General features: G+C 71.5%; 21 protein-coding genes. 8 read left to right on the top strand and 13 right to left on the bottom strand.

Annotation, left to right across the window (positions count from 1 at the left end):
- Nucleotides 1–33: 33 nt before the first annotated feature.
- From KLI87_RS05995 to KLI87_RS06010, 4 genes are all read right to left on the bottom strand, one after another.
- Nucleotides 34–711, bottom strand: a complete 678-nt coding sequence (locus KLI87_RS05995; RefSeq protein WP_214616113.1) for a hypothetical protein — start codon at nucleotides 709–711, stop codon at nucleotides 34–36.
- Nucleotides 711–2,891, bottom strand: coding sequence for a hypothetical protein (locus KLI87_RS06000; RefSeq protein ID WP_214616114.1), 2,181 nt, complete (start codon nucleotides 2,889–2,891; stop codon nucleotides 711–713). Before KLI87_RS06000 ends, KLI87_RS05995 begins: the two co-directional genes overlap by 1 nt.
- A 379-nt stretch (nucleotides 2,892–3,270) precedes the next feature.
- A complete protein-coding gene (locus tag KLI87_RS06005) occupies nucleotides 3,271–3,711 on the bottom strand; it encodes a hypothetical protein (RefSeq protein WP_214616115.1) in 441 nt (146 codons plus the stop codon).
- A 141-nt stretch (nucleotides 3,712–3,852) separates the two neighbouring features.
- Nucleotides 3,853–4,704 (bottom strand): LysR family transcriptional regulator, encoded by an 852-nt coding sequence (locus KLI87_RS06010; RefSeq protein WP_214616116.1) that lies wholly within the window; start codon nucleotides 4,702–4,704, stop codon nucleotides 3,853–3,855.
- 91 nt (nucleotides 4,705–4,795) lie between these two features.
- Here KLI87_RS06010 and KLI87_RS06015 point away from each other — a divergent pair, with 91 nt between their 5' ends.
- The gene (locus KLI87_RS06015; protein ID WP_214616117.1) at nucleotides 4,796–5,533 is read left to right on the top strand and encodes an SDR family oxidoreductase; all 738 of its coding nucleotides are present in this window, start codon (nucleotides 4,796–4,798) and stop codon (nucleotides 5,531–5,533) included.
- Nucleotides 5,534–5,540: 7 nt separating this feature from the next.
- Here the strand turns inward: KLI87_RS06015 and KLI87_RS06020 are convergent, their stop codons facing one another.
- Nucleotides 5,541–6,032 (bottom strand): VOC family protein, encoded by a 492-nt coding sequence (locus KLI87_RS06020; RefSeq protein ID WP_156214479.1) that lies wholly within the window; start codon nucleotides 6,030–6,032, stop codon nucleotides 5,541–5,543.
- 158 nt (nucleotides 6,033–6,190) lie between these two features.
- Between KLI87_RS06020 and KLI87_RS06025 the strand changes: the two genes are divergently transcribed.
- Nucleotides 6,191–7,360, top strand: coding sequence for a low temperature requirement protein A (locus tag KLI87_RS06025; RefSeq protein ID WP_214616118.1), 1,170 nt, complete (start codon nucleotides 6,191–6,193; stop codon nucleotides 7,358–7,360).
- Between the two features lie 27 nt (nucleotides 7,361–7,387).
- Here the strand turns inward: KLI87_RS06025 and KLI87_RS06030 are convergent, their stop codons facing one another.
- Genes KLI87_RS06030 through KLI87_RS06040 form a run of 3 tightly spaced genes read right to left on the bottom strand, consistent with a single transcriptional unit; the run spans nucleotide 7,388 to nucleotide 9,382 of the window.
- The gene (locus KLI87_RS06030; RefSeq protein ID WP_214616119.1) at nucleotides 7,388–7,741 is read right to left on the bottom strand and encodes a hypothetical protein; all 354 of its coding nucleotides are present in this window, start codon (nucleotides 7,739–7,741) and stop codon (nucleotides 7,388–7,390) included.
- The gene (locus tag KLI87_RS06035) at nucleotides 7,738–8,097 is read right to left on the bottom strand and encodes a hypothetical protein (protein WP_156214478.1); all 360 of its coding nucleotides are present in this window, start codon (nucleotides 8,095–8,097) and stop codon (nucleotides 7,738–7,740) included. Before KLI87_RS06035 ends, KLI87_RS06030 begins: the two co-directional genes overlap by 4 nt.
- 46 nt (nucleotides 8,098–8,143) lie before the next feature.
- Nucleotides 8,144–9,382 (bottom strand): MFS transporter, encoded by a 1,239-nt coding sequence (locus KLI87_RS06040; RefSeq protein WP_214616120.1) that lies wholly within the window; start codon nucleotides 9,380–9,382, stop codon nucleotides 8,144–8,146.
- Nucleotides 9,383–9,478: 96 nt separating this feature from the next.
- Here KLI87_RS06040 and KLI87_RS06045 point away from each other — a divergent pair, with 96 nt between their 5' ends.
- Nucleotides 9,479–10,432, top strand: a complete 954-nt coding sequence (locus KLI87_RS06045) for a LysR family transcriptional regulator (RefSeq protein WP_250903487.1) — start codon at nucleotides 9,479–9,481, stop codon at nucleotides 10,430–10,432.
- A gap of 91 nt (nucleotides 10,433–10,523) precedes the next feature.
- Here the strand turns inward: KLI87_RS06045 and KLI87_RS06050 are convergent, their stop codons facing one another.
- Together KLI87_RS06050 and KLI87_RS06055 are read right to left on the bottom strand one after the other, a co-directional pair.
- Nucleotides 10,524–11,012: a pyridoxamine 5'-phosphate oxidase family protein gene (locus KLI87_RS06050; protein ID WP_214616121.1), complete on the bottom strand. Its 489-nt coding sequence runs from the start codon at nucleotides 11,010–11,012 to the stop codon at nucleotides 10,524–10,526.
- Nucleotides 11,013–11,030: 18 nt separating this feature from the next.
- Nucleotides 11,031–12,455 carry an MFS transporter gene (locus KLI87_RS06055; RefSeq protein WP_214616122.1) on the bottom strand — a complete coding sequence of 475 codons (1,425 nt, stop codon included), beginning with the start codon at nucleotides 12,453–12,455 and terminating at the stop codon, nucleotides 11,031–11,033.
- A gap of 107 nt (nucleotides 12,456–12,562) precedes the next feature.
- Here KLI87_RS06055 and KLI87_RS06060 point away from each other — a divergent pair, with 107 nt between their 5' ends.
- On the top strand, nucleotides 12,563–13,057 hold the full coding sequence (locus KLI87_RS06060; protein WP_214616123.1) for a helix-turn-helix domain-containing protein: 495 nt from the start codon (nucleotides 12,563–12,565) through the stop codon (nucleotides 13,055–13,057).
- A gap of 102 nt (nucleotides 13,058–13,159) precedes the next feature.
- The gene (locus KLI87_RS06065) at nucleotides 13,160–13,753 is read left to right on the top strand and encodes a hypothetical protein (protein WP_214616124.1); all 594 of its coding nucleotides are present in this window, start codon (nucleotides 13,160–13,162) and stop codon (nucleotides 13,751–13,753) included.
- Between the two features lie 23 nt (nucleotides 13,754–13,776).
- Here the strand turns inward: KLI87_RS06065 and KLI87_RS06070 are convergent, their stop codons facing one another.
- Nucleotides 13,777–14,883 (bottom strand): sensor histidine kinase, encoded by a 1,107-nt coding sequence (locus KLI87_RS06070; protein WP_214616125.1) that lies wholly within the window; start codon nucleotides 14,881–14,883, stop codon nucleotides 13,777–13,779.
- Entirely contained in the window at nucleotides 14,880–15,542 is a 663-nt protein-coding gene (locus KLI87_RS06075) for a response regulator transcription factor (RefSeq protein ID WP_214616126.1), read from the bottom strand. The genes KLI87_RS06070 and KLI87_RS06075 overlap by 4 nt, the downstream gene beginning before the upstream one ends.
- 149 nt (nucleotides 15,543–15,691) lie before the next feature.
- Here KLI87_RS06075 and KLI87_RS06080 point away from each other — a divergent pair, with 149 nt between their 5' ends.
- The 3 genes from KLI87_RS06080 (at nucleotide 15,692) to KLI87_RS06090 (ending at nucleotide 18,626) form a co-directional block, all read left to right on the top strand.
- Nucleotides 15,692–16,867 (top strand): DUF418 domain-containing protein, encoded by a 1,176-nt coding sequence (locus tag KLI87_RS06080; RefSeq protein ID WP_214616127.1) that lies wholly within the window; start codon nucleotides 15,692–15,694, stop codon nucleotides 16,865–16,867.
- A 167-nt stretch (nucleotides 16,868–17,034) separates the two neighbouring features.
- Nucleotides 17,035–17,562, top strand: coding sequence for an SMI1/KNR4 family protein (locus KLI87_RS06085; RefSeq protein ID WP_214616128.1), 528 nt, complete (start codon nucleotides 17,035–17,037; stop codon nucleotides 17,560–17,562).
- Nucleotides 17,563–18,149: 587 nt separating this feature from the next.
- A complete protein-coding gene (locus tag KLI87_RS06090) occupies nucleotides 18,150–18,626 on the top strand; it encodes a Fur family transcriptional regulator (protein WP_214616129.1) in 477 nt (158 codons plus the stop codon).
- An 11-nt stretch (nucleotides 18,627–18,637) separates the two neighbouring features.
- Here KLI87_RS06090 and alaS read toward each other — a convergent pair whose 3' ends face one another.
- A complete protein-coding gene (gene alaS / locus KLI87_RS06095) occupies nucleotides 18,638–21,259 on the bottom strand; it encodes an alanine--tRNA ligase (protein ID WP_214616130.1) in 2,622 nt (873 codons plus the stop codon).
- Nucleotides 21,260–21,295: the final 36 nt, after the last annotated feature.

A 21,295-nucleotide genomic window follows, 5' to 3' on the forward strand; every position in this document is an offset into this window, starting at 1 on the left:
AACCGTCCGGCTCCGGGGCCTCCTTCCAACGTGTCAGGCGGACGGGACCAGCGTGACTTCAGCGGTCATCGTCCGAGTTCCGACTGTGGCGGTGACATGAACCTTCTGAGGCGAGGTCACCCTCTCGGCCGCGAAGCGGAAGTCCTCTCCCAGCACGTTCGGACGGACCGTCTTGGTGGCGGGCGGATTGAGCAGAGGACTGTCGCTCGTGAGGCGCACGACGGTTCCGCCCGTCGGGGAGAGTCCCCAGAGCGAGATCTCCCCGTACACGTATACGCCGTCCGACTCGGGGCGCAGCGTGAACGCCTTGAGGCCGGGGCTGACCGTCACGGGCTGGGCGAGGAGGTCGGCGCCGTACCGCGCGGCCACCTTGGTGGTGAACCGGTCGGATGGCGCCTCCCTGACCTTGAGCGGGAACGCGGCGGTCGTCCGCCCGGCCGGGACGATCGCGAGCGGCGGCACCGTCACGCGCCGGTCGCCGGTGGCGAGGCCCACCGCGATGTCCTCGGACGGGGCGCAGCTCGCCTGGACCGTGCCCGTCACCTCGTCGGCGGTGAAGAGGTCGGGGGTCGGGAGGGAGAACCCGGTCAGATGGGGATCGCAGGCGCGCGCGGTGCCGGTGGCCGGGGCCGCGGCCGCCGGGCCGGCCTGGAGGGGCAGCAACGCCACGAGAGCCCCGGCGGTCGCTGTGAAGATCGTGAATCGGCGCATCAGGCCCTCACCCCGTAGGCGCGGATGAACGTCTGGCTCACGGTGTTGCCGTCGGCGTCGGCCGCCTTGATCCGCAGGGAGACGAAGCCGGGAGTGTCCGGGTTGGTCACGGTCGCGGTCCAGTTGCCGCCTTCTTCCGCGGCCGAGGCCGCCTGCCAGGTCTTGCCGTCATCGGCGGACGTCTCGACCGACATTGAAGTGATCTCGGGTGCGGGCAGGCCCGTGACCGGCTCCACCTTCACCGGGATCTGTGTGCGGGAGCCCGGCGCTGCGGTGTTGGCGTCGTCCAGACCCGGCACCGCGAGCCGCAGCAGGTGCAGCGGAAGGATCTGGCTCTGCCACTCGATGTGGTGCGACTCGAACGACCATTCGGTCGTGATCGCGGTGGAGAACTTGGCGATCTCGGGGTGGGCGGTGCGGTTCCAGGTGAGGGTGTAGCGCTTGGACTCAGGCGGGAGGGTGGCATACAGCTGTCCCGTACCGGTGCCGATCGTCTGGCCGTCCGCGGTGAGGGTGAACGCGTTGGCCGTCCGGTCCATCGAGCCGGTCCGTCCGGACGCGTCGGTGTACTGGTCGTAGGCGGACACCGACAGTTGACCGTTCGAACCGCGGTACGGCCTGTTCTCGGCGAAGGCGCCCGGGGCGAGGACCGCGCCGTTCCAGACGTCGTCGCGTTCCCCCCGTTGCGCCTCGATCCGGTAGTCGGCGATCTCCGCCCACTTCCCGTACTCGATTCCGTAACCCAGCTCCCGGCTGTAGACCAGGCCCGGCTCGATGTAGGTGGTGACGGTCTGCGGGAGGGTCACCTTCAACCGCATCTCGTCGACAAGACCCCCCGTGACCTTGAGCTCGCCGGAGCCGGAGAGGTTCACCGAACGGAAGTGGTTGCGGGTCACGCTCAGCTCGTCCGGACTCGGGTGCCACACGGTGGCGGACGGGATCCGTCCGTCGAAGCGCCGCCTCAGGATGTAGGCCTCTCCCGGGCCGCCGGTGGCGTCGCGCTTGCCCCACCCCGTGACCTGGAAGCCGACGTTGTCCTTGACCTCGTCCGGGCCGTGCCAGACGGCGAAGACCGAACCCTCGGGCCCCACGGCGTTGAAGCTGTACCAGGGGGTGTCGTACCAGGCCTCGATCTCGCCGGGAACGCCGATGCCCTGGGGGCTCAGCTCGACCGGCCTGCCCTCGCGGGCGTCCATTCGCAGGTCGAGGTCCCAGTCGTCGACCGTGACCCGGTGGTTGATCAGGGTCTCGCCCGCGCCGGTGGTGATCGCGGTGGTGATGTCGTAGGTGCCGGGCGGCAGTTCGAAGACGTCCTCGCCGTTCACGACCTTGCGCTCCCAGCGCCCGCCGTCCGAGACGCCCCAGGCGTAGACCCAGGTCGGCTGGGTCGGCACGGCGCCGTCGCGGTCGAGCAGGTTGACCGCGACGCTGTACTTCTCTCGGCCGACGTCGGCCACGAGCGTGGTCGTCACCTTCGTGGTTCCGTCGGTGCCGGTCGCGACCAGGGCACCGAGGTAGCGGCCGTGCGGGATCTTCGCGCCCCGGAAGGTCAGCGTCACCTTCGCGGTGCCCCGGGCGGGAACGGTCACCTGGCCGGGCACCTGGAGGAGCGCCGCGGGAGCCGGGGTCGGCTCGCCGCCGGGGCCGTTCATGTCGGCGGCCAGCCGCAGCGTGACCGGCTTCGTCCCGGTGTTGCGGTAGGTGAGCGGGTAGCGCCGCGTCAGGTCCGGAATGCCGGGTGAGGCGAGGTCGGCGACGATGGAGTTCGCGGACGCGGTGACGGGCCCGACCGCGGCGGCGGGGGCGGGGACCGGTGCCCGGAGGTCGACCGACACCGCCGTGGAACCGAGCGGCTCGCCCGCGGCGGAGGAGACCTGGACGGTGCCGTGGTAGGCGCCGGGCTTGGTCCCGTCGCGACGCAGTTCCAGGTCGACCCCGGCCTCCCGTCCGGCCTGGACGGTCAGGGAGGTCGTCGACAACCTCGCCAGTGCGGCGGGGACCGCGCGTCCGGAACGGTCGCGCAGGTTCACTTTCAGCCGCACCTGCATGGCCTTGCGCGTGTTGTTGCGGTAAGTGATAGCCCGGCTGACCGGCTTGGCGGCGGTCTTCGACCAGGCCAGCGGGACGTTCAGGCGCCGCGGGGCGACCGCGAACGGCGCCTTCGGACGTTTGGAGGTCACTTCGTAGGGTCTTGGCGCACGTTCGGTGTAGCTCGTTCCCGCGACGGCCGCACTCGCCCCGGAAACGGCCGCCACCGTACTCGCCGCCAGGGTCAACGCGACCGAGGCGGTGATGCCGACATGACTTTTCACGCCATCACCTCAACTGAGGGTAGGAGTCCAATTGGTCAACATTCGCAAGCAGGACGTGCGAATATGGCCTTCGGTTTACCGTGGAACTGTCGAGCGATCTCTGAGCCTGTCAGATCGCTCTAAAGTCAGCCGCCGCAGGCCGTTGCAAACGACCTGAACAGCGGATATCGCGCAGAGTCCGCCCGCCATGACGGAACGCTTCGATACGGCTGGAGCGGGCATTCCGGCGAGTGGCCGCCCGACCCTGTCAACCTCCGATGGAAAGGACGATGCGGTTGGCGGCCTTTCTCCTGAGGCCCAGGTTCAGCCGCACCAGTGATCGGCCGTCGCCGCGGTCGGCGATGACGACCTGGGTGAGCAGCCCGGACCTCGCTTCGGCGCCGAGGGCCTGGCGAGGCGCGGCGAACACCATCTCGCCGGGCTTGGAGGCGCTGCCGGTCTTGGCGTACATCAGGACGCGCTGAGAGGTCACCACGACCCACACCGCCGGTATCGCGGCATAGACGAACAGGCTGCCGCCCCCGGTGACCGCCGTCGTCACCAGCCCCGCGGCCACACCGGCCGCCAGATTCTTGCCCAGGTGCTGTTTCATCCCCTGTTTGAGCTGGGCGACGGTGATGACTTCGATGGTCTCCCCGTGTTGCAAATCAGCGCTGAGATGGCCCCGCAGCTTGGCTTTCGACCCCATGAGATCCCCTCGAACTCGCACCCGGAGTGCAAGGATCATAGAGCGGGAAGGCCGCCGGGGTCGCGTCATTTCGGGGAGGTCGGAAACGAACGCCCTAACCAGGGGAAATCTGGTTGCCGCGCCGTCCGAGGGCGGGCCGTATTAGAGCCGTGTGGCCGTGCGGATGAGTTCGGCGAGGGCGCGGGAACGGCTGTGGGCGGGCCAGACGATATGCGTGACGACGGCGGGCGCGTCGTTCAGGGGCACGGCGGCGTGCTCGGCCCAAAGCCAGGCGCGGGCGGATTCGGGGATAACGGCCGCGGTGCGTCCGAGGGCGATCAGCTGGGCCAGTTGGGTCATGTCGTGGATTTCGGGGCCCGGACCGGGTGGAAACACGCCGTGGCGGGCCCAGCGGGCCAGCGGCAGGTCGGGAATGTCGCCGACCTCGTCCAGCGAAAGTGTTCCGCGCGCGGCGAGCGGGTGCCCTGCGGGCAGGATGGCGATCTGCCCCTCGGTCAGCAGTTCCTCGCTGTCGAAACCGGCGAGGGAGTTGAACGGCGTGTGCATGAGCGCCACGTCGGCGCGGCCGTCGCGCAGCATCTCCCCCTGCTCGCAGATGCCGCTCGGCAGCACCTCGATCCCGGCGGCGCCGGGCTCGGCGGCATAGGCGTCCAGGAGTTTGCTCAGCAGTTCGTGGGACGCGGCGGCCTTCACCGCCAGCACCAGGCGCTCGCCGGAGCCCGAACCTCCGGCGCGCCGGGTGCGGCGGGCGGCGGCGGTGACCGCGTCGAGGGCCGCGCGGGCCTCGTCCAGCAGCACCGTTCCGGCGCCGGTCAGGGCGACGCCGCGCCGGTCGCGTTCCAGCAGCGTGACACCGAGGCGCCGTTCGAGCCGCTGGACGGCCCGGGACAGCGGCGGCTGCGCCATGCCGAGGCGCGCGGCGGCACGTCCGAAGTGCAGTTCCTCCGCGACCGCCATGAAGTACCTCAGCTCGCGCGTCTCCAAGGTGTCCATGGGCGGAGCGTATGCGGTGATACCTCCCCGGTATCACAGCGCACTTCATCGGTGTTGGAGCCGCCGCTCGGTCGCGGGCGAGCATCGACGCATGAGCGAAGCGAGAGTCGCGCTGGTGACCGGCGCGAACAAGGGGATCGGATACGAGATCGCGGCCGGCCTGGGCGCCCTCGGATACCGCGTGGGCGTGGGAGCCCGCGACGAAGGACGCCGCGAGTCCGCCGTCGGGAAACTGCGCGCCGCCGGGGCGGACGCTTTCGGCGTCCCCCTGGACGTGACCGGCGACCAGAGCGCCGCCGACGCCGCGAAACTGATCGAACGCCGGGCCGGACGCCTGGACGTCCTGGTCAACAACGCCGGAATCTCAGGCGAGGCGGGCCCGGGATGGGTGCAGGACCCGACCACGCTCGACCTCGACGTCGTCCGCGCCAATGTCGAGACCAACGTCATCGGCGTCATCCGGGTGACCAACGCGATGCTGCCGATGCTGCGGCGCGCGCCGTCGCCGCGCATCGTCAACATGTCCAGTTCCGTCGGCTCCCTCACGCGGCAGACGGATCCGGAGGTCGAGGTCGGCCCCGTCATGGCGGCGTACTCGCCGACGAAGTCGTTCCTCAACGCCGTCACCGTGCACTACGCCCGGCACTTCGCCGGGACGAACCTCCTGGTCAACGCCGCCTGCCCCGGACTGGTCGCGACCGACTTCACCGGCTTCCAGGCGCCCCGCACCGCCGCGCAGGGCGCGGCGATCGCGATCCGGCTCGCCACGATGCCCGACGGAGGCCCGACCGGCTCCTTCTTCGAGGACGACGGTGTCATCCCCTGGTGAGTCCGCGCTAGTTGGCGAACCCGCCCCTGGGCCGGATGATCTCCAGGTTGGTGCCGTCCGGGTCGTTGAAGTAGGCGACCTGGGTGCCGAGTGCCTCATCGGGGGTGACCTCGCCCGCGACGAAGGTGTAGTCGTCCCCGAGGAAGCCGTAGCCCGCCTCCTCCATGCGCCGGTGCACCGCGTCGAAGTCCTCGACCTCGAAGCACAGGTGCATGGAGCCCGGACGGTTGGCCGCCCCGTGCGTCGGCGTGCCGACCGGGTCCTGGAACTGGATGAGGTCGATCCCGATGTTGTCGAGGTTGAACGTGGCGTACCGGAGCTCGGCGTTGGGCAGGCCCTGCGTCCCGCCGAACGGCACGCTGCGCATGGTCTCGTCCGCGACGATGGGGTCCCGTCCCGTGAGGGCCCTGTAGAACGCGATCGACGCGTCCAGGTCCGAGACCGAGATCCCGACGTGGGCGGCCTGGGTGAGGTTCATCGGAGTGCTGGAGACAGCCATGATCCATTCCCGTCTTCGCAGTGGTCAACGGTCCTTTTGGCCGCTATGCCCGATGGGGCTGGTTCACACCTCGTCCCATCGCCGCTGGTGATGACCTAACGTGACTTCATGCTGACCTTGAGTGAGGTTCGTGTCGCGTCTCCGACGGACCTCCCGACGTGAGCGCGGTCGCCGACGCGGGGCCGCGCCGCGCCGTGTCCCCGCTGGAGCTGTTCTTCGACGTGGTCTTCGTCTTCGCCGTCGGGCAGCTCGCGGAGCACCTGCACACCGAGCTGTCCTGGCGCGGCGCCGCCGAGACCGCCGTGATGGTCGTCGCGGTCCTCGGCACATGGGTCCTCACCAGCTTCGACGCCACCTTCCTGGACATCACGCGGGCCCAGACCCGAGGGCTCGTGCTGGTGGTGATGGGCCTCGGCCTGTTCATGAACGCCCAGATCCCGCACGCGTTCGCGGGCCGTCCGTGGGCGTTCGTGGTGCCGCTCGTGGCGATCCTGCTGCTGACCGGCACGACGGCCGCCGTGACGGCGTCGGTGGCCGTACTGCGCAGCCACTACCACCGGGTCCTGATCTGGGCGGCCGTCTCCGTCCCGCTGTGGCTGGTCGGGGCCGCGGTGGACCATGACGCCCGGATCGCCTGGTGGGCCGCCGCGGCCGCGGTCGATCTGGCCGGCACATGGCTGCGGCACCCGCTGCCCGGCCGGGTCTTCCCGTCCCGGTACTTCGTGTTCGACGCCGAGCACATGGTGGAGCGCATCCGCCTGTTCCTCATCCTGCAACTCGGCGAGACCGTGCTGACGATCGGCTCGTCGATCACCGACGCACCGGTCGACGCGCCGACGGTGGCCGCGGCCCTCGGCGTGTTCGTCGCGCCGGCGTGCCTGTGGGCCACCTACTTCCTCGGCGGCGAGGAGATCGTGACGCGGCAGGTCGCGTCCACGTCCGACCCGATGCGGTCGATCCACCGCGCGGTGAACAGCACCTACGGCACGCTGACCGGCCTGGTGGCCCTGGCGGTCGGATCGGGGCTGGTGATCGGCCACGCCTCCGGGGCCGGGACCGTCCGGCTGAGCCTGCTCATGTTCGGAGGCCCGATCCTGTACCTGGTGGCGCAGGCGTGGTGGTACTACGTCACCACGGGACGCGCGTGGGCCGCCCGGCTCCTCGCCTGCGCCGCCTGCGCCGCCGCCGGAGTCGCGGCGCGGTGGCTGTCTCCCCTGGTCTCCGTCCTGATCCTGGACGTCATCCTCGTGGTGCTGGTCATCGTGCTGACACGGGTGCACCGCCAGGTCGCCGAGGCCCTGGAGGCCAGAGGCGAGGACCGGTCATGAACGGTGCGTCGGGCCGGGGGACGCGTCCTAGCTGGACGTGGGCGACGCGGTCGGTCCCGGCGTCGGCAGGGTGATCCGCCAGGTCGCGTCCGGGCAGACAGGGGGCCCGTCGCTGACCGTGCGCCCATCGCCCGCCCGCGCGAAGTAGGTGTCGGGGGCGCAGGAGGACGGCGCGGGAAGGCGGGTGATCTCCCCGGGCCGGACACGCATCGACCGTCCGTCCGCCGTCCCGGTCCCGTACTGGCGCCAGACTCTCACGGCGACGGGACTGTCGTTGATGACGGTGATGACGCTCGGCCCTTCGCCGGGCGCGCAACACGCGGACGCTGTCAGTAACAGCAGCGCCGCCGGAGCGAGCCGGGCGAGGCGATCGACCGTCATGGCGACTCGGCTCCGGGGAAGCGGATGTACCAGGGCCCTCCGGGACAGACCGGAGGGCCGTAGGTGGCGGTGCGGCCGTCGGGGGCCGTCGCGACGAACGCCGTGGGAGCGCATGAGGCCGCCATGTGAATGGCCTGTCCTGGTGACAGCGGTATCGCCTCGCTGGTCGCGCCGGAGTCGTAGCGCAGCCGAAGGCGGACGCCACCGCCGGTGCCGTTGACGACCTGGACTTCACCGGGCTCCGCTTCGCCGCACCGCGATGACGACCACACGACCAGTAAGAGAACACCCGCGAGCAGGACGGCCGCCAGGGCCGCCGCGCAGCCCATGAAGCCGCGGGAGAGCCTTCCGCTCATTGGCGAGAGTGTAGGGGAGCGCGCCTGAGCAGAACGGACACATTGATCAAGCGTGCCGGGCCAGGTCGGGGGAGGTGGGGGGTTTGCTGGGTTGCGGTCTGCTCGGGCCGCGGCCGATGGGGCCGACCACTAGGGAGGCCAGTGCCAGGGCGGCGGTGCTCCACAGCAGTGGCACGATTCCCGCGCCCTCGACGATCAGGCCGCCGGCGAAGGCGCCCAGGGCGATGGAAGCGGTGAACACCCCGACGTACAGGCCGGTGACGTGCTCGACCCGGTCGTGGGCGGCGGCCGACATCCACAGTTGTCCACCGACCGAGACGCCGCCGTAGGCCGCGCCCCACAGCGCGATCGCCAGGCCCGCGACCAGCGCGGTGGTGCCGAACAGGGCCAGGATCATGAGCGCCGCGGTGATGCCCGCGGCCAGGAGCAGCACCGTCCGCCGGGGGCGGCGTCCGGCGGCGGCCCCGGCGGCGAAGTTGCCGATCAGCCCGAACACGCCGTAGAGGAGCAGCGACAGGGCGATCGCGTTCGCCGACATGCAGGGGAGTTCTTCGAGCGCGGGACGGACGTAGGTGTAGGCGGCGAAGTGCGCGGTGACCAGCAGCACCACCACGACCAGCCCGGAGACGACCGCCGGACGCGCCAGTGACCGGCGCCGTCCGGCCCCGGCTTCGTCGCCGGTCGCCGCCGGACGACGCAGCCTCGGCAGCGTCAGCGCCAGGGCCGGGACGAGGAGCAGCGACAGGGCCGCGAGGGCACCGAAGGCCGTCCGCCATCCGAAGGCGTTGCCCACGAAGGTGCCCAGCGGGACGCCGAGCACGGAGGCCGAGGCCACGCCGCTGACGGCGAAGGAGACCGCCAGGGCGATGTCGCGCGGCGCGACCAGGCGGGTCGCCACCGCCGCGGCCATGCCCCAGACGGTCCCCATCCCGATACCGAGGACGATCCGCGAGACGACCAGCATCCCGAACCCGCCGGCGATCGCGGTCAGCCCGTTGCCGGCGGCGAGCACCACCATCGCCACCGCCAGCACCACCCGGCGGTCAAGGTTCCCCAGCAGGCGCGGCACCAGCGGGGCGGTCAGCGCGGAGACCAGGCCGGTGATCGTCAGGCTGGTGCCCATCGCGCCCGAGGAGACGCCCAGCCCGTCGGCCATCGGGGTGAGCACCCCGACCGGGAGCATCTCGGAGGTCACCACCAGGAACGTGCTCAGCGTCAGCACCCCGACGGCGACCCACCCGGGCAGGGGCGTTCGCTCGTCACGGGCCGCATCCAGAGAACTCATGCCCCCCAGCCCATCGCCACCGACGCGCCGGAACAACACCGATCTCCTCATTGATCGATTAGCCAGGCTGATCGATCGGTCCTTACACTCGGTCATATGACCACCGGGCTTCCCACGATGCACCAGGCGCACCTGCAACAGATCGAGTGCCTGATCATCCTGGCCGAGGAACTCCACTTCGGACGCACCGCCGAACGGCTGGGCTACTCCCAGTCGCGGGTCAGCCAGCTCGTCGCCACGCTGGAATCGCGCGTCGGCGCGCGACTGGTCGCCCGCACCAGCCGCCGGGTCTCCCTCACACGGGCCGGGGCGCAGTTCGTCAAGGAGGTCCGTCCCGCCTACCGGACGCTGCTGCGGACCTTCGACCGCGCCCGGGAACGGGCGATGCGCGGTGCCCTGGAAGAGTTGCGAATCGGGTTCACCGGCATGGTCTACGAAGAGATCACCTCGACCTTCCGCGCCCTGCACGACCTGCACGGGGTGGCCGTGCACACCCACGATCTCCCGCTGGGCTCACCGTTCACCCCCGTCCTCGACGGTGAGGTGGACGCCGTGATCGTGGAGCTGCCCGTGCATGAGCCCGAACTGACCGTCGGATTCCGGTTCCCGGCCCAGGACCAGTTCATCGTCCTCAGCACCGAGCACCCGCTGGCCGATCGGCACACCATCGACCTGGAGGAGTTGGCCGACCTCGATCTGCTGCACCGCACCGGTGACGCCCCCGACTACTGGAAGGCCGCCCGGACACCGCCGGTCACGCCGTCCGGTGCGCCGATCCTTTCCACGGCCGGTATCACCACCGTCCAGCAGGGCCTGGCCCTTGCCGCCTCGGGCCGCCACGCCATGCTCGCCTGCCGCCCCCTGACCGAACACCACGCCCGCACCGACCTGCGCTACATCCCGGTACGCGGCCTGGAGGCCACGAGCCAGCTCGGCCTGGTCTGGCGCACCGACCACACCACCCCGGCGCTCAACGCCCTTGCCGAACTCCTTGAAGAAGCAGGCCCGCCAAGGCCGACCGCCGCCGAGCAAGCGGCGGTCAGCGCATGATGACGCGATAACGTGTCCCCGCCGAGCGGAGCTGGACGGCTGCCCGGCGGGGACGATCGACATCTGTTCCTTGGCAGAAGCCGCCGCCCTTTTACCCTTCGTCTGTGGCGCGCCAGATTCTGCTGTGCAGGTCGGTTCCCCTGATCACCTGGACGCGCCAGGGTTCCAACCGCAGGATGTGCAGTTCCGGATCGCCGGGCCCGCCGCGCCAGAAGTTGCCCAGGTCGTACCCGGCTCCCTTTGGACTCGTTCGTTGGTACAGGTCCCACACATGCTGTTTTGTGTCCGGGTCGTCCACCCACGCGGCGACGGTGTCGATGCTCACCGCGTTCTGCCTCGGCGTCCAGTAGGAGAAGGTGGTGTGCGGGTTCCCGGCCAGATGAGCGGCCTTGACCGGCGTCTTGTAGGTGGCCAGCCATCCCACCGGCACGCCGTCCACGGTCTCCCAGACCGGAATCAGCACCCGCGCGCGAGGCCGTCCCTTGGTGTCGACGGTGGTCATGGTCGCGTACACGATGTCGCCTATGTAGGTGTCGAACTGTTCTTTGATCTCGGCGAACGATGCCACTTTGTCGGCCATTGCTCTCCTCTTCCTTTCTCAAGCCGCGATCGCGCTGGACTCGGCCGGGGTGGTCGCGTTCGGCGGCATGGCGGGCGTACGAAGCCCGAACGCGATGACGATCGCGCCGACCGCCGCCGCCGCCACGGGGACGATCAGCGCGGTGCGCAGGGCGTCCAGGCCCGAACCGGCGGCGACGCTGACGGCGGTGACGGCCGACAGTCCGAGCGCCGTCCCGAACTGGATGGAGGTGTAGAGCAGACCGCCCGCCAAGCCGTGTTCGTCCTCGGCGACGCCCTCGGTGGCGGCCATGGTCAGCGGCCCGTACGTCAGCGAGAAGGCCAGCCCGAGCAGGATCAGCGTCGGAAGCATGGCCGCGTAGGTCCAGTCCAGCCCGACGGGAAGGAACAGCGCGTACGCGACCGCGGCGAGCACGATGCCGCCGAACAGCACGCGGGCGTTGCCGAAGCGGCCCACCAGGCGCGGCGTCAAAAGAGGCGCCAGGACGGTGTCGATACCGAGCACCAGCATGGCCAGGCCGGTCTGCATCGTGTTCCAGCCGCGCACCTCCTGGAAGTACAAGGTGGCGAGGAACTGGAAGCCCGCGAACGCGGCGAGGAACAGGAGCGCGGCCACGTTCACGCGCACCAGCGACGCCGTCCGCAGGATGCCCAACCGCAGCAGCGGGGACGCCGACCGCCGCTCGACCGCGATGAACAGCCCCAGCAGCGCCAGGCCCGCCGCGAACGCGCCGACGGTCAGGACGGGAGCGTCACCGGGGTGCTCCAGCCGGACCACCCCGTACACCAGCAGCAGCATCGCGCCGGTCACGGTGAACGATCCGGCCAGGTCGAAGCCGCCCGGGGGACGCTCGCCGCCGGTGTCGCGGACGAAGGCCAGGGCCGCCACCAGGATCAGCGCCGACAGGAGGACCGGCGCGAAGAACACCCACCGCCACCCGAACGAGGCGAGCGCGCCGCCCGCGACCACGCCGAGCGAGAACCCTCCCGCGGCCGTCCCCGCGTACACCCCGAGCGCCTTCGTGCGCGCGGGCCCCTCCGGAAAACTCAGGGTGACCAGGGCCAGCCCGGCGGGGGCCATGAACGCGGCCGCGACCCCCGTGACGAACCGGGCGACCAGCAGCATCCAGCCCTCGGTGGCCAGGCCGCCCAACCCGGAGAAGACCAGGAAGACCGCCAGCCACAGGACGAACATCCGGCGGTGGCCCAGCAGATCGGCGGCGCGTCCGCCCAGCAGCATGAACCCGCCGTAGCCCAGCACGTAGGCGCTGACGACCCCGCTGAGCATCCCCGTGGACAGGCCCAGGTCGGCGCGGATCGACGGCAGCGCCACGTTCAGCATCGCCACGTCGATCCCCTCCAGGAAGATCGCGCCGCACAGCACGAGCAGCACACCCCACGCACGCCGTTCCAGCCGGGGTGACACGTTGGTCGAACCGGACATCGGTGCCCGCTCCCTCTCATCGCGGGAACCGGACCCCGGGGTGGTTCCCCGAATGACTGCCGGTTCCCTCTTGTAAGTGACAGCATCGTCAGGCACCATCGGTGAGCATGGAAGACGGCACTTTCAAGTCCCTCGGTTACTGCGCGGATACCGGCGTCGACGACGACGTTCTCCAGTGGGACCAGCGCGCCGACTGCGAAGTGCGGCAGATCCTCGACCGCATCGCCGACAAGTGGTCGCTGCTGGTGATCGCCCTCCTGGACAAGCGCAGCCTGCGCTTCACCGAACTGCGCCGCGCGATCGACGGGGTCAGCCAGCGCATGCTGACGCGCACCCTGCGCCACCTGGAACGCGACGGCCTGGTCAGCCGGACGGTCCATCCGACCGTCCCGCCCCGCGTGGACTACGCCCTGACGCCGATGGGCGAGACGCTGCACGCCACCGTCCGCTCCCTGGTCGTCTGGACCGAGGAGCACCAGAACTCCATCGCCGCGGCCCGCGCCGCCTACGACCTCCGCGCCGCCGCTGAGCAGGAGGCCACCGAACGCGACGCGGCCGAACGCGCCGCCATAGCCCACGCCGCCCTTCCCCAACGGCCCTGACCAGTCCCAGAAGCCTCGGTTCGGCCTGGGGTCTGGTGGCCTTCTCCGGGGTCTTGCTAGGAGGATTGCGGGAGGAGAGGGCGTGTTACCGGGGAGGGGACGATGCTGTTCAGGCGGGAGGTCCTGGAGGGGATCGCGGGTGGGCGGATCGATCGGGTGTTCCGGGTGTGGGCCGAGCCGCGTGTTCGTGCGGGAAGCACCCAGCGCACTTGGGCGGGGATCGTCGTCATCGACTCGGTCACCGCTGTCACCCCTGAGGAGATCACCGAGGAGGACGCGCTCCGGTCGGGGTTCAAGGGGCGCGCTGCTCTGCTCACGGCCTTGTCCAAGAGCACCAAGGAGGGCGGCTACCACCGCGTCATGCTCCATCTGGGCGGCCCCGACCCTCGATCGGAGCTGGCCGAGAAGGCCGAGCTGACCGAGCAGGAACTGGCCGGGCTCAAAGCCACCCTGGACGGCATCGACGGCCGCAGCCGCCGCGCGCCCTGGACCCGTGAGGTCCTCCGGCTCATCGAAGAGCGACCCGGCCTGCGCGCCATGGATCTGGCCGAGCGGCTGGGCCGCGAGAAGCTCTCCTTCAAGGCCGACGTCCGCCGTCTCAAGGCCCTCGGCCTCACCGAAAGCCTGGAGACCGGTTACCGCGTCTCCCCGCGCGGCAAGGCGCTCATGGCCTACTTGCGGTCCTTGGCCGAATGATTCTTCCCGGGGGTGCCCGCGGATCAGCGCCGTGGCCGTATGGGGATTTCCAGGGTGAGGTGGTAGCCGCGGTCGGGGGTGGGGCCTGATTCCAGGGCGCCGCCTAAGAGTTCGGCGCGTTGGCGTAGGCCGATCAGGCCGTGGTGTGCGCTGGGGAGGGGGAGCGCGGGTCTGGTCGGGGCGGTGTTGGTGACGGTGGTGCGCACCGTCCCGTCCCGGTGGCGGACCTCTACGCGGGTGCTGGAGCCCGGGGCGTGTTTGCGGGCGTTGGTCAGTGCCTCCTGCACCGTCCGGTAGATGGCCCGCTGGACCGGGGGCGGGAGGTCGCCGTCCAGGTCGACGTGCAGGTCGGCCTCGATGCCGGAGCCCGCGACCAGGGTGTGGAGCTGGGCGAGGGTCGGCTGGGGGGTCAGCTCCGTGGGCGGGCTGCCGGAGGTGCGCAGCACGCTGACCATGTGCCGCAGCTCGTCCAGGGTCTGGACGCTCAGCCGCCGGATGGTGGTCGCGGCGTCCTTGGCGTCCGGGTCGAGCGTGCTGACCTGGAGCGCGCCGGCGCGTACCGCGATCAGGCTGACCTGGTGGGAGACGACGTCGTGCATCTCGCGGGCGAGCTGGGCGCGTTCCTTGGCGAGGACGCTCTGCGCGGCGAGGAACTGCTCGTGCTCGCGTACCTCGGTGATCTCCCCGAGGCGGAGGGCGAGGTCGCGGCGGGCTTGGACGAGCTGGCCGAACAGCGCCGGGGCGGCGGCCAGGCCCAGCCCGTAGGCGAGGTCCGGGACGTCCGAGAGGGCGAGGATCGGGCCGATCTTGGGCGCCGGCCACGGCAGTATGTAGCAGGCGGCGAAGACCGCCGCGCAGGCCGCCAGCAGGGGGCGGCTGCGCGTCCGCGCCGCGAGGGCGTAGATGGCGATCAGCGATCCGGCCACGGCCGACGAGGTCAGCACGCTGGGCACGGTCAGGACGAACGCGGGCAGCGGCGCGCGGCGGCGCAGCAGCAGGGCGCACGAGGTGAGCGCGACGCACGCGATGTTGAACCGCGTGTCGAAGCTCCCCTGGAACCAGGCGTCCAGCAGTGAGATGGCGACGAGACCCGCGTCCGTCAGGGGACGGCGGACCGCGCGCCGTTTCATGCGCCTTCCCCGTCGCGCGGGACGAGCAGGCCGGCGCGGTCCGCCAGCAGCGCGGCCTGGACGCGCCCGCCGACCTCCAGCTTGGCGAGGATCGCGCTGACGTGGTCCTTCACGGTCGAGGTGCTCAGATGCACGCGGGCCCCGATCTCGGTGTTCGACAAGCCCTGGGCGACCAGCACGAGCACGTCCCGCTCGCGGTCGGTCAGCCGGGCCACCGCGCTGACGGCGGGGGCCTGGGACCCGGCGTCCAGATAGCCGTCGACGACCGTACGGGTGACCTTGGACGACAGCGCGACTCCGCCCTCGGCGAGGGTGCGCACCAGGTAGGCCAGGTGTTCGGGGTCGGTGTCCTTCAGCACGAACCCGGCAGCCCCGGAGCGCAGGGCCCCGGCCACGAACTCGTCGGTGTCGAAGGTGGTGAGCATGGCCACCACGGGCGGATCGGCCAGCCGGCGGATGTCGGCGAGCACGGTCAGCCCGTCCACGTCCGGCATCCTGATGTCGAGGAGGACGATGTCGGGACGCAGGTCCTGGACGGCGCGCAGCGCCTCGCCGCCCGCGACCGCCCCGACCGTCTCGATGCCGTCGGCGGCGTTGAGGATGTGCGTGAAGCCGGTACGGATCAGTGCCTCGTCATCAACCACAAGCACGCGGATCACGTTTCGATTACTACCATGTCCAAGTGTCGTTGGACGGCCGCACGGCCATGAACACCCGCCGGTCGGCGGGTCGGTCTAGCCGATCGGCCGGGTATCTCTAGACGGGCGGCGGATGTGATCAGCCGCCCCGAGCCGCGACATTCGATGACATGACACAGCAGGCTCCCCCGAGCGAGCACGGCGCCTCGGCGACCCGGCGGGACGCCCCGGCGACGGGACGTCTCGTCGGTCTCGACCTGGCCCGATGCCTGGCGGTCTTCGGAATGTACGTGGCGCACGTCGGCCCTGATCCGGCCGACGGCGGGCCGACGGGCGTGCTCGCGGAGTTGACGCACGGCAGATCCATGGCCCTGTTCGCGCTGCTCGGCGGGGTGACGCTGGTCATCATCGGTGGGCGGCGCACGCCGAAGACCGGCCGGCCCGGCAGGCAGGCCGCGGCGAAGGTCGTCATCCGGGCGGCGATCCTGGTGCCGCTCGGCGTCGCGCTGACCATGACCCCGACCGACGTGGACGTCGTCCTCGCCTACTACGGCGCCTACTTCCTGCTCGCGCTGCCCCTGATCCGCCTCCGCGCCCGGACGCTGGCCCTGATCGCGGTCGGGTGGGCACTGGTCGGCCCGCAGCTCTCGTTCGTGATGCGGGACGTCCTGGACGACCTCTCCGACGGCGCCATCGGCGGCGGCGCGCTCGTCCGGGTGAGCGGCGAAGGTCTCCTCGACCTGCTGTTCACGGGCACCTACCCGGCGCTGACCTACATGCCGTTCCTGATCGCGGGGATGGCCTTCGGCCGCCTCGATCTCGCATCGAGGGCCGTCCGCGTGCGCCTCGCGGCACTCGGCGGTGCCCTCACGGTGCTCGGGTACGGCGGATCGTGGCTGGCCTTCCGGCTCCTCCCGGGCCTCATGGGGGAGACCGGGTCGCCCGCGGCCTGGTGGTCCGACGTCGACGGCGACCCGTCCGAGGGGGCCGCCTGGCTGCTGACCGCCGCGCCGCACGGCGAGACCACCCTCTCGCTGGCCGGCGGCACCGGCGCGGCACTGCTGGTGACGGTCGCGGCGCTGGCCGCCGTCGACCGGCTTCCCCGGCTGCGGCGGCTGGCCGTCCCGCTGATCGCGGTCGGCTCGATGTCGCTGACCGCCTACGTCGCCCACATCGTCGTACTCCTGCCGCGCGGGGCCGAGCTGCCGGAATGGCCGCCGCACATCCTGCTCGGCTTCATGCTCGCGGTGACCGTCCCCGCGTTCCTGTGGTCCCGGTACTTCCGGCGCGGGCCGCTGGAGCACCTCGTCCACACCGCGTCGCTGGCGAGCCGGTGCGTCAGATGAGGGAGATGAACGGCCGGCGTGTGGCGGGGCGGCGGATGCCGGGCGCCCGCCATCGCTGTCGGCCTCGGTACGTCCTGACGGACCTCACGCACTGCGTGCCCGGGTCGGGCGGGCGCCGGGCGCCGCGTTCCTTGGTGTCAGAGGCGAATGCCATCGTGATCCGCGTGATGGACCACGACGAATTGCTGAGCCGGGTCGCCGAGCGCGCGATGCGGCAGACCGGCGGCGATCTCTCCTGTGCCACGCAAGAGCAGGTCAAGGAGGCTGAGGCGGTACTCGGGTTCGCGCTGCCTCCGCTGCTGGCACGGCTCTATCGGGAGGTGGGGAACGGCGGGTTCGGGCCCGACCACCAGTTCCTTCCCCTCATCGGCTCCGAAGGCCGCACGGTCGTGAGCGCCTACCGGGAGGAGCAGACGCCCGGCCAGTGGCCGACCGGCGTGCTTCCCGTCCTCGACTGGGGCTGCGGCATGTACGCGGCGGTCGACTGCACCGGCGCCGAAGCGCCCGTCCTGCTCTTCGAGCCGAATGCCGTGGACGACGACTGGAGCCACGCATGGTTCCAGGACGCCGACAGCCTCGCGGACTGGCTGCGGACCTGGCTCGCCGACGCGGGGTGGTACGTGGAAGAAGCCATGGACAGCGACGACTTCTCAGGGCCGCAGCCGTGGCCCCAAGCGGAGCGGCGCCTGGCCTGAAGGCCCGCCGTCCGACCGCGGACACCCGCAGCAGGTACCGAACGCGGACGGTACGCCGCCTGACGTACTCGAACCGCGCGTCCGGCTTGTCGGCATAGGGCACGACGAAAGTCATCGCGCCTCATCTCCGTGTCGCCCCATCATCGCGCCGTCCCCTCGTCCCCTCGTCCCCTCGTCCCCTCGTCCCCTCGTCCCCTCGTCCCCTCGTCCCCTCGTCGCCTCGTCGCCTTGTCGCCTTGTCGCCTCGTCCCCTCGTCGCCTCCTCACCTCGTCGTGCCGTCGTGCCGTCGTGCCGTCGCCTCGTCGTGCCGTCGCCTCTTCGTGTTGGCGGGGAGGAGGGCGTCGCCTGCCCCTTCCCCTGGCGGCACTGGGGCGGGTGGAGAATGTGGGGCGGCGCCCACCGGACCCGGGGAACGTGTTCTGAGCATGATCCGGGGTCCGGTGGGCGCCGCGGTCCGCGGAGCCTGGGCGGGCGTCAGGCGTTCTTGGCGGCGGTGAAGCGGGCGGCGACGCCGCTCCAGTTCACCGGTGTGTAGGCCATGGGGCCACTATTGCAAATAAGTCGCAACTGCATCAACAATGCAGCCATGTCGCCTCCGGATCCCTTCCACCGGGACCCCTGCCGCCCGGACCACGCGCGTCGCCGTTCGTGGGCGTTGCGCCGGGTGCGGGCGGCGGGCCATCGCAGCACCCGTCCGCGCGCGCTCATCGTGACCGTCCTGGCCCAGGCGGAGGGCCACCTGACCGCCGACGTGGTCCACGAACGCGCCGCCGCCGCGGGCACCATGGACCTGTCGACCGTCTACCGGACACTGGCGCTGTTCGAACGGCTCCAGATCGTCCACACCCTGGCGATCGGGAAGCGCGTCACCTACGGGCTGGCCGACCACCCGCACGCGCACACCGTCTGCGACGGATGCGCCCGGGTCACCGCGCTGCGCGGCGGCGAACTCGGTGACGTCCGGGCGCTGGTGCGGCGCGACCTCGCCGGGTTCGCCGCGACGGGCATCGTCGTCCGGGGCCGCTGCGCCGCATGCCGCCCGCCCCGGCTCCCGGAGGAGTGACCCCGCGCCGGTCAGCGGTCGGCGGACGCGGCCAGAAGCCGCGCGAGGACCGTCAGGGCCGCCGACGCGTCGCCCGGCGGACGCCCCTGGGCCAGCCGGGCGTTCCCGCCGCCCCGCCCGTCCAGGACCGTCTTGACCAGTTCCCCGGCGGACACTCCGGCGTCCTGGGCCGCCTGGTTGGCGGCGACCACGAATCCCGACGGCGACGTCACGGCCGCGACCCCCGGACGGCGCTCGGGCAGCCGATCGACGATCAGCTCCGCGAGCCGGCGCGGGGGCGCGTCGGTGTGCGCGCGGGCGAAGCGGACTCCGCCCGCGTCCCCGGCGTGGGCGGCGGCGATGCCCGCCTCGGCCACCGCCACCTGGTCGCGCAGGAGCCGGTTGACGCGCTCGGCCTCCCTGAGCTTCTCGACCATGCTCGCGACGCGCTCGGGGAGCCGGTCCCGGGGCGCGTTCAGCCGGGCGGCGACCTCGGTGACCAGGTCCCGCTCGCGGGCGAGGTAGCGGAACGACTCCAGGCCGGTGACGGCCTCGACGCGCCGCCGCCCGGACCCGACGGACGACTCGCCCGTGAGCGTGATGCTGCCGACCTGCGCGGCGTGGTCCACGTGGGTTCCGCCGCACAGCTCCCGTGACCACGCGCCGCCGATCTCCACGACCCGCACGACGTCGTCGTAGGTCTCGCCGAACAGCGCCAGCGCGCCGATTTCGCGGGCCCGCGCCAGCGGCATGCGGCGGACCTCCACCGGCAGGTCGCGGCGGATGGCGAGGTTCGCCGTCTCCTCGATCTCGCCGCGGGCGGCGTCCGGCAGCGCCCCCTGCCAGGAGAAGTCCAGCCGCAGGTATCCGGGACGGTTGTAGGAGCCTGACTGCACGGCGCCCGGACCGAGGGCGGCGCGCAGCGCGGCGTGCACGATATGGGTGCCCGAGTGCGCCTGCCGGGCGCCGAGCCGCCATTCGGGATCGACCTCGGCGTGCGCCCGCAGGCCGGTCGCGATCTCGCCGCCGGTGATCCGGACCTGGTGCGTGATCAGGCCCTTGACCGGCCGCTGGACGTCCAGGACCTCGGCGGCGAAGCCGGTGCCGCGCAGGGTGCCCGCGTCGCTGTCCTGCCCGCCGGACTCGGCGTAGAAGGGCGTGCGGTCCAGGACCACGGTGACGATCTCGCCCTCGCCGGCCGCGTCCACGGGCCCGCCGTCGCGCAGCACGGCCAGGACGGTCGCCTCGGCGGTGAGGGTGTCGTGGGCGAGCCAGTCGGTCGGGCCGCCGGCGTCCAGCAGGGACCGGTAGAGGCCGGTGTCGGCGTGGCCGGTCTTCTTGGCCCGCGCGTCCTGCCGGGCCTTGCGCCGCTGCTCGGCCATGAGCCGCCGGAAGCCGTCGACGTCCACGTCGAGGCCCCGCTCGGCGGCGATCTCGACGGTCAGGTCGATCGGGAACCCGTAGGTGTCGTGGAGCCGGAACGCCGTCCCGGCGGGCAGCGGCCCGGACGTGCCGGACAGGGCGCGCCCCAGCAGGGCGCTGCCCTGGCGCAGCGTGCCGCGGAAGGCGTCCTCCTCCCCGTAGGCGTAGGAGGCGATCCGCTCGAAGTCGGTGGCCAGTTCGGGGTAGGACGGCGCCATGCAGTCGCGGGCGACGGGAAGCAGGTGCGGGAGGGCGGGGTCCTCGTACCCGAGCTGCCGGACGCCGCGGACGGCCCGCCGCAGGATCCGGCGCAGCACGTAGCCGCGCCCCTCGTTGGCGGGGGTCACCCCGTCCCCGATCATCATCAGGGCCGTGCGCACATGGTCGGCGATCACCCGCAGCCGCACGTCCGTGTCCGGCTCCGTCCGGTAGGCGGTGCCGGTGAGCTCGGCGGCGGCGTCCAGGACGGGACGGGTCTCGTCGATCTCGTAGAGGTTGTCGACGCCCTGGAGCAGCACGGCCATGCGCTCCAGGCCCATGCCGGTGTCGATGTTGCGGGACGGGAGCTCGCCGAGGACCGGGTAGTCCTCCTTGCCACTGCCCTCGCCGCGCTCGTACTGCATGAAGACCAGGTTCCAGAACTCCAGGAACCGGTCCTCGTCGACCTCGGGGCCGCCGTCGCGGCCGTACGCGGGGCCTCGGTCGTAGAACAGCTCGGAGCAGGGGCCGCACGGGCCGGGGACGCCCATCGACCAGAAGTTGTCGGCCTTCCCCCGCCGGACGATCCGCGCCTCGGGCAGTCCGATCCGGTCGCGCCACAGCGCGTACGCCTCGTCGTCGTCCCGGTAGACCGTGGCCCAGATCCGGTCGGCGTCCAGCCCGTAGCCGCCGTCGGCCACCGGCTTGACGACCAGGTCCCAGGCGAGCGCGATCGCCTCCTCCTTGAAGTAGTCGCCGAAGGAGAAGTTGCCGTTCATCTGGAAGAACGTGCCGTGCCGGGTGGTCTTGCCGACCTCGTCGATGTCGAGCGTCCGCACGCACTTCTGCACGCTGGTCATCCGCGGCCCCGGCGGGGTCCGCTGCCCGAGCAGGTAGGGCTTGAACGGCACCATTCCGGCGTTCACGAACAGCAGCGTCGGATCGTCGGCGGGGAGCGGGGCACCGGCGGCGACCCGGTGCCCCGCCGCCTCGAAGTGCGCGAGGAACCGCCGCTTGACCTCTGCCGTCCGCATGTCCGCTCCTTTGTTGCACTAGATTCGCAACTGCGA

It is taken from the genome of Actinomadura sp. NEAU-AAG7 (assembly GCF_018603865.1).
Lineage (GTDB): Bacteria > Actinomycetota > Actinomycetes > Streptosporangiales > Streptosporangiaceae > Spirillospora > Spirillospora litoris.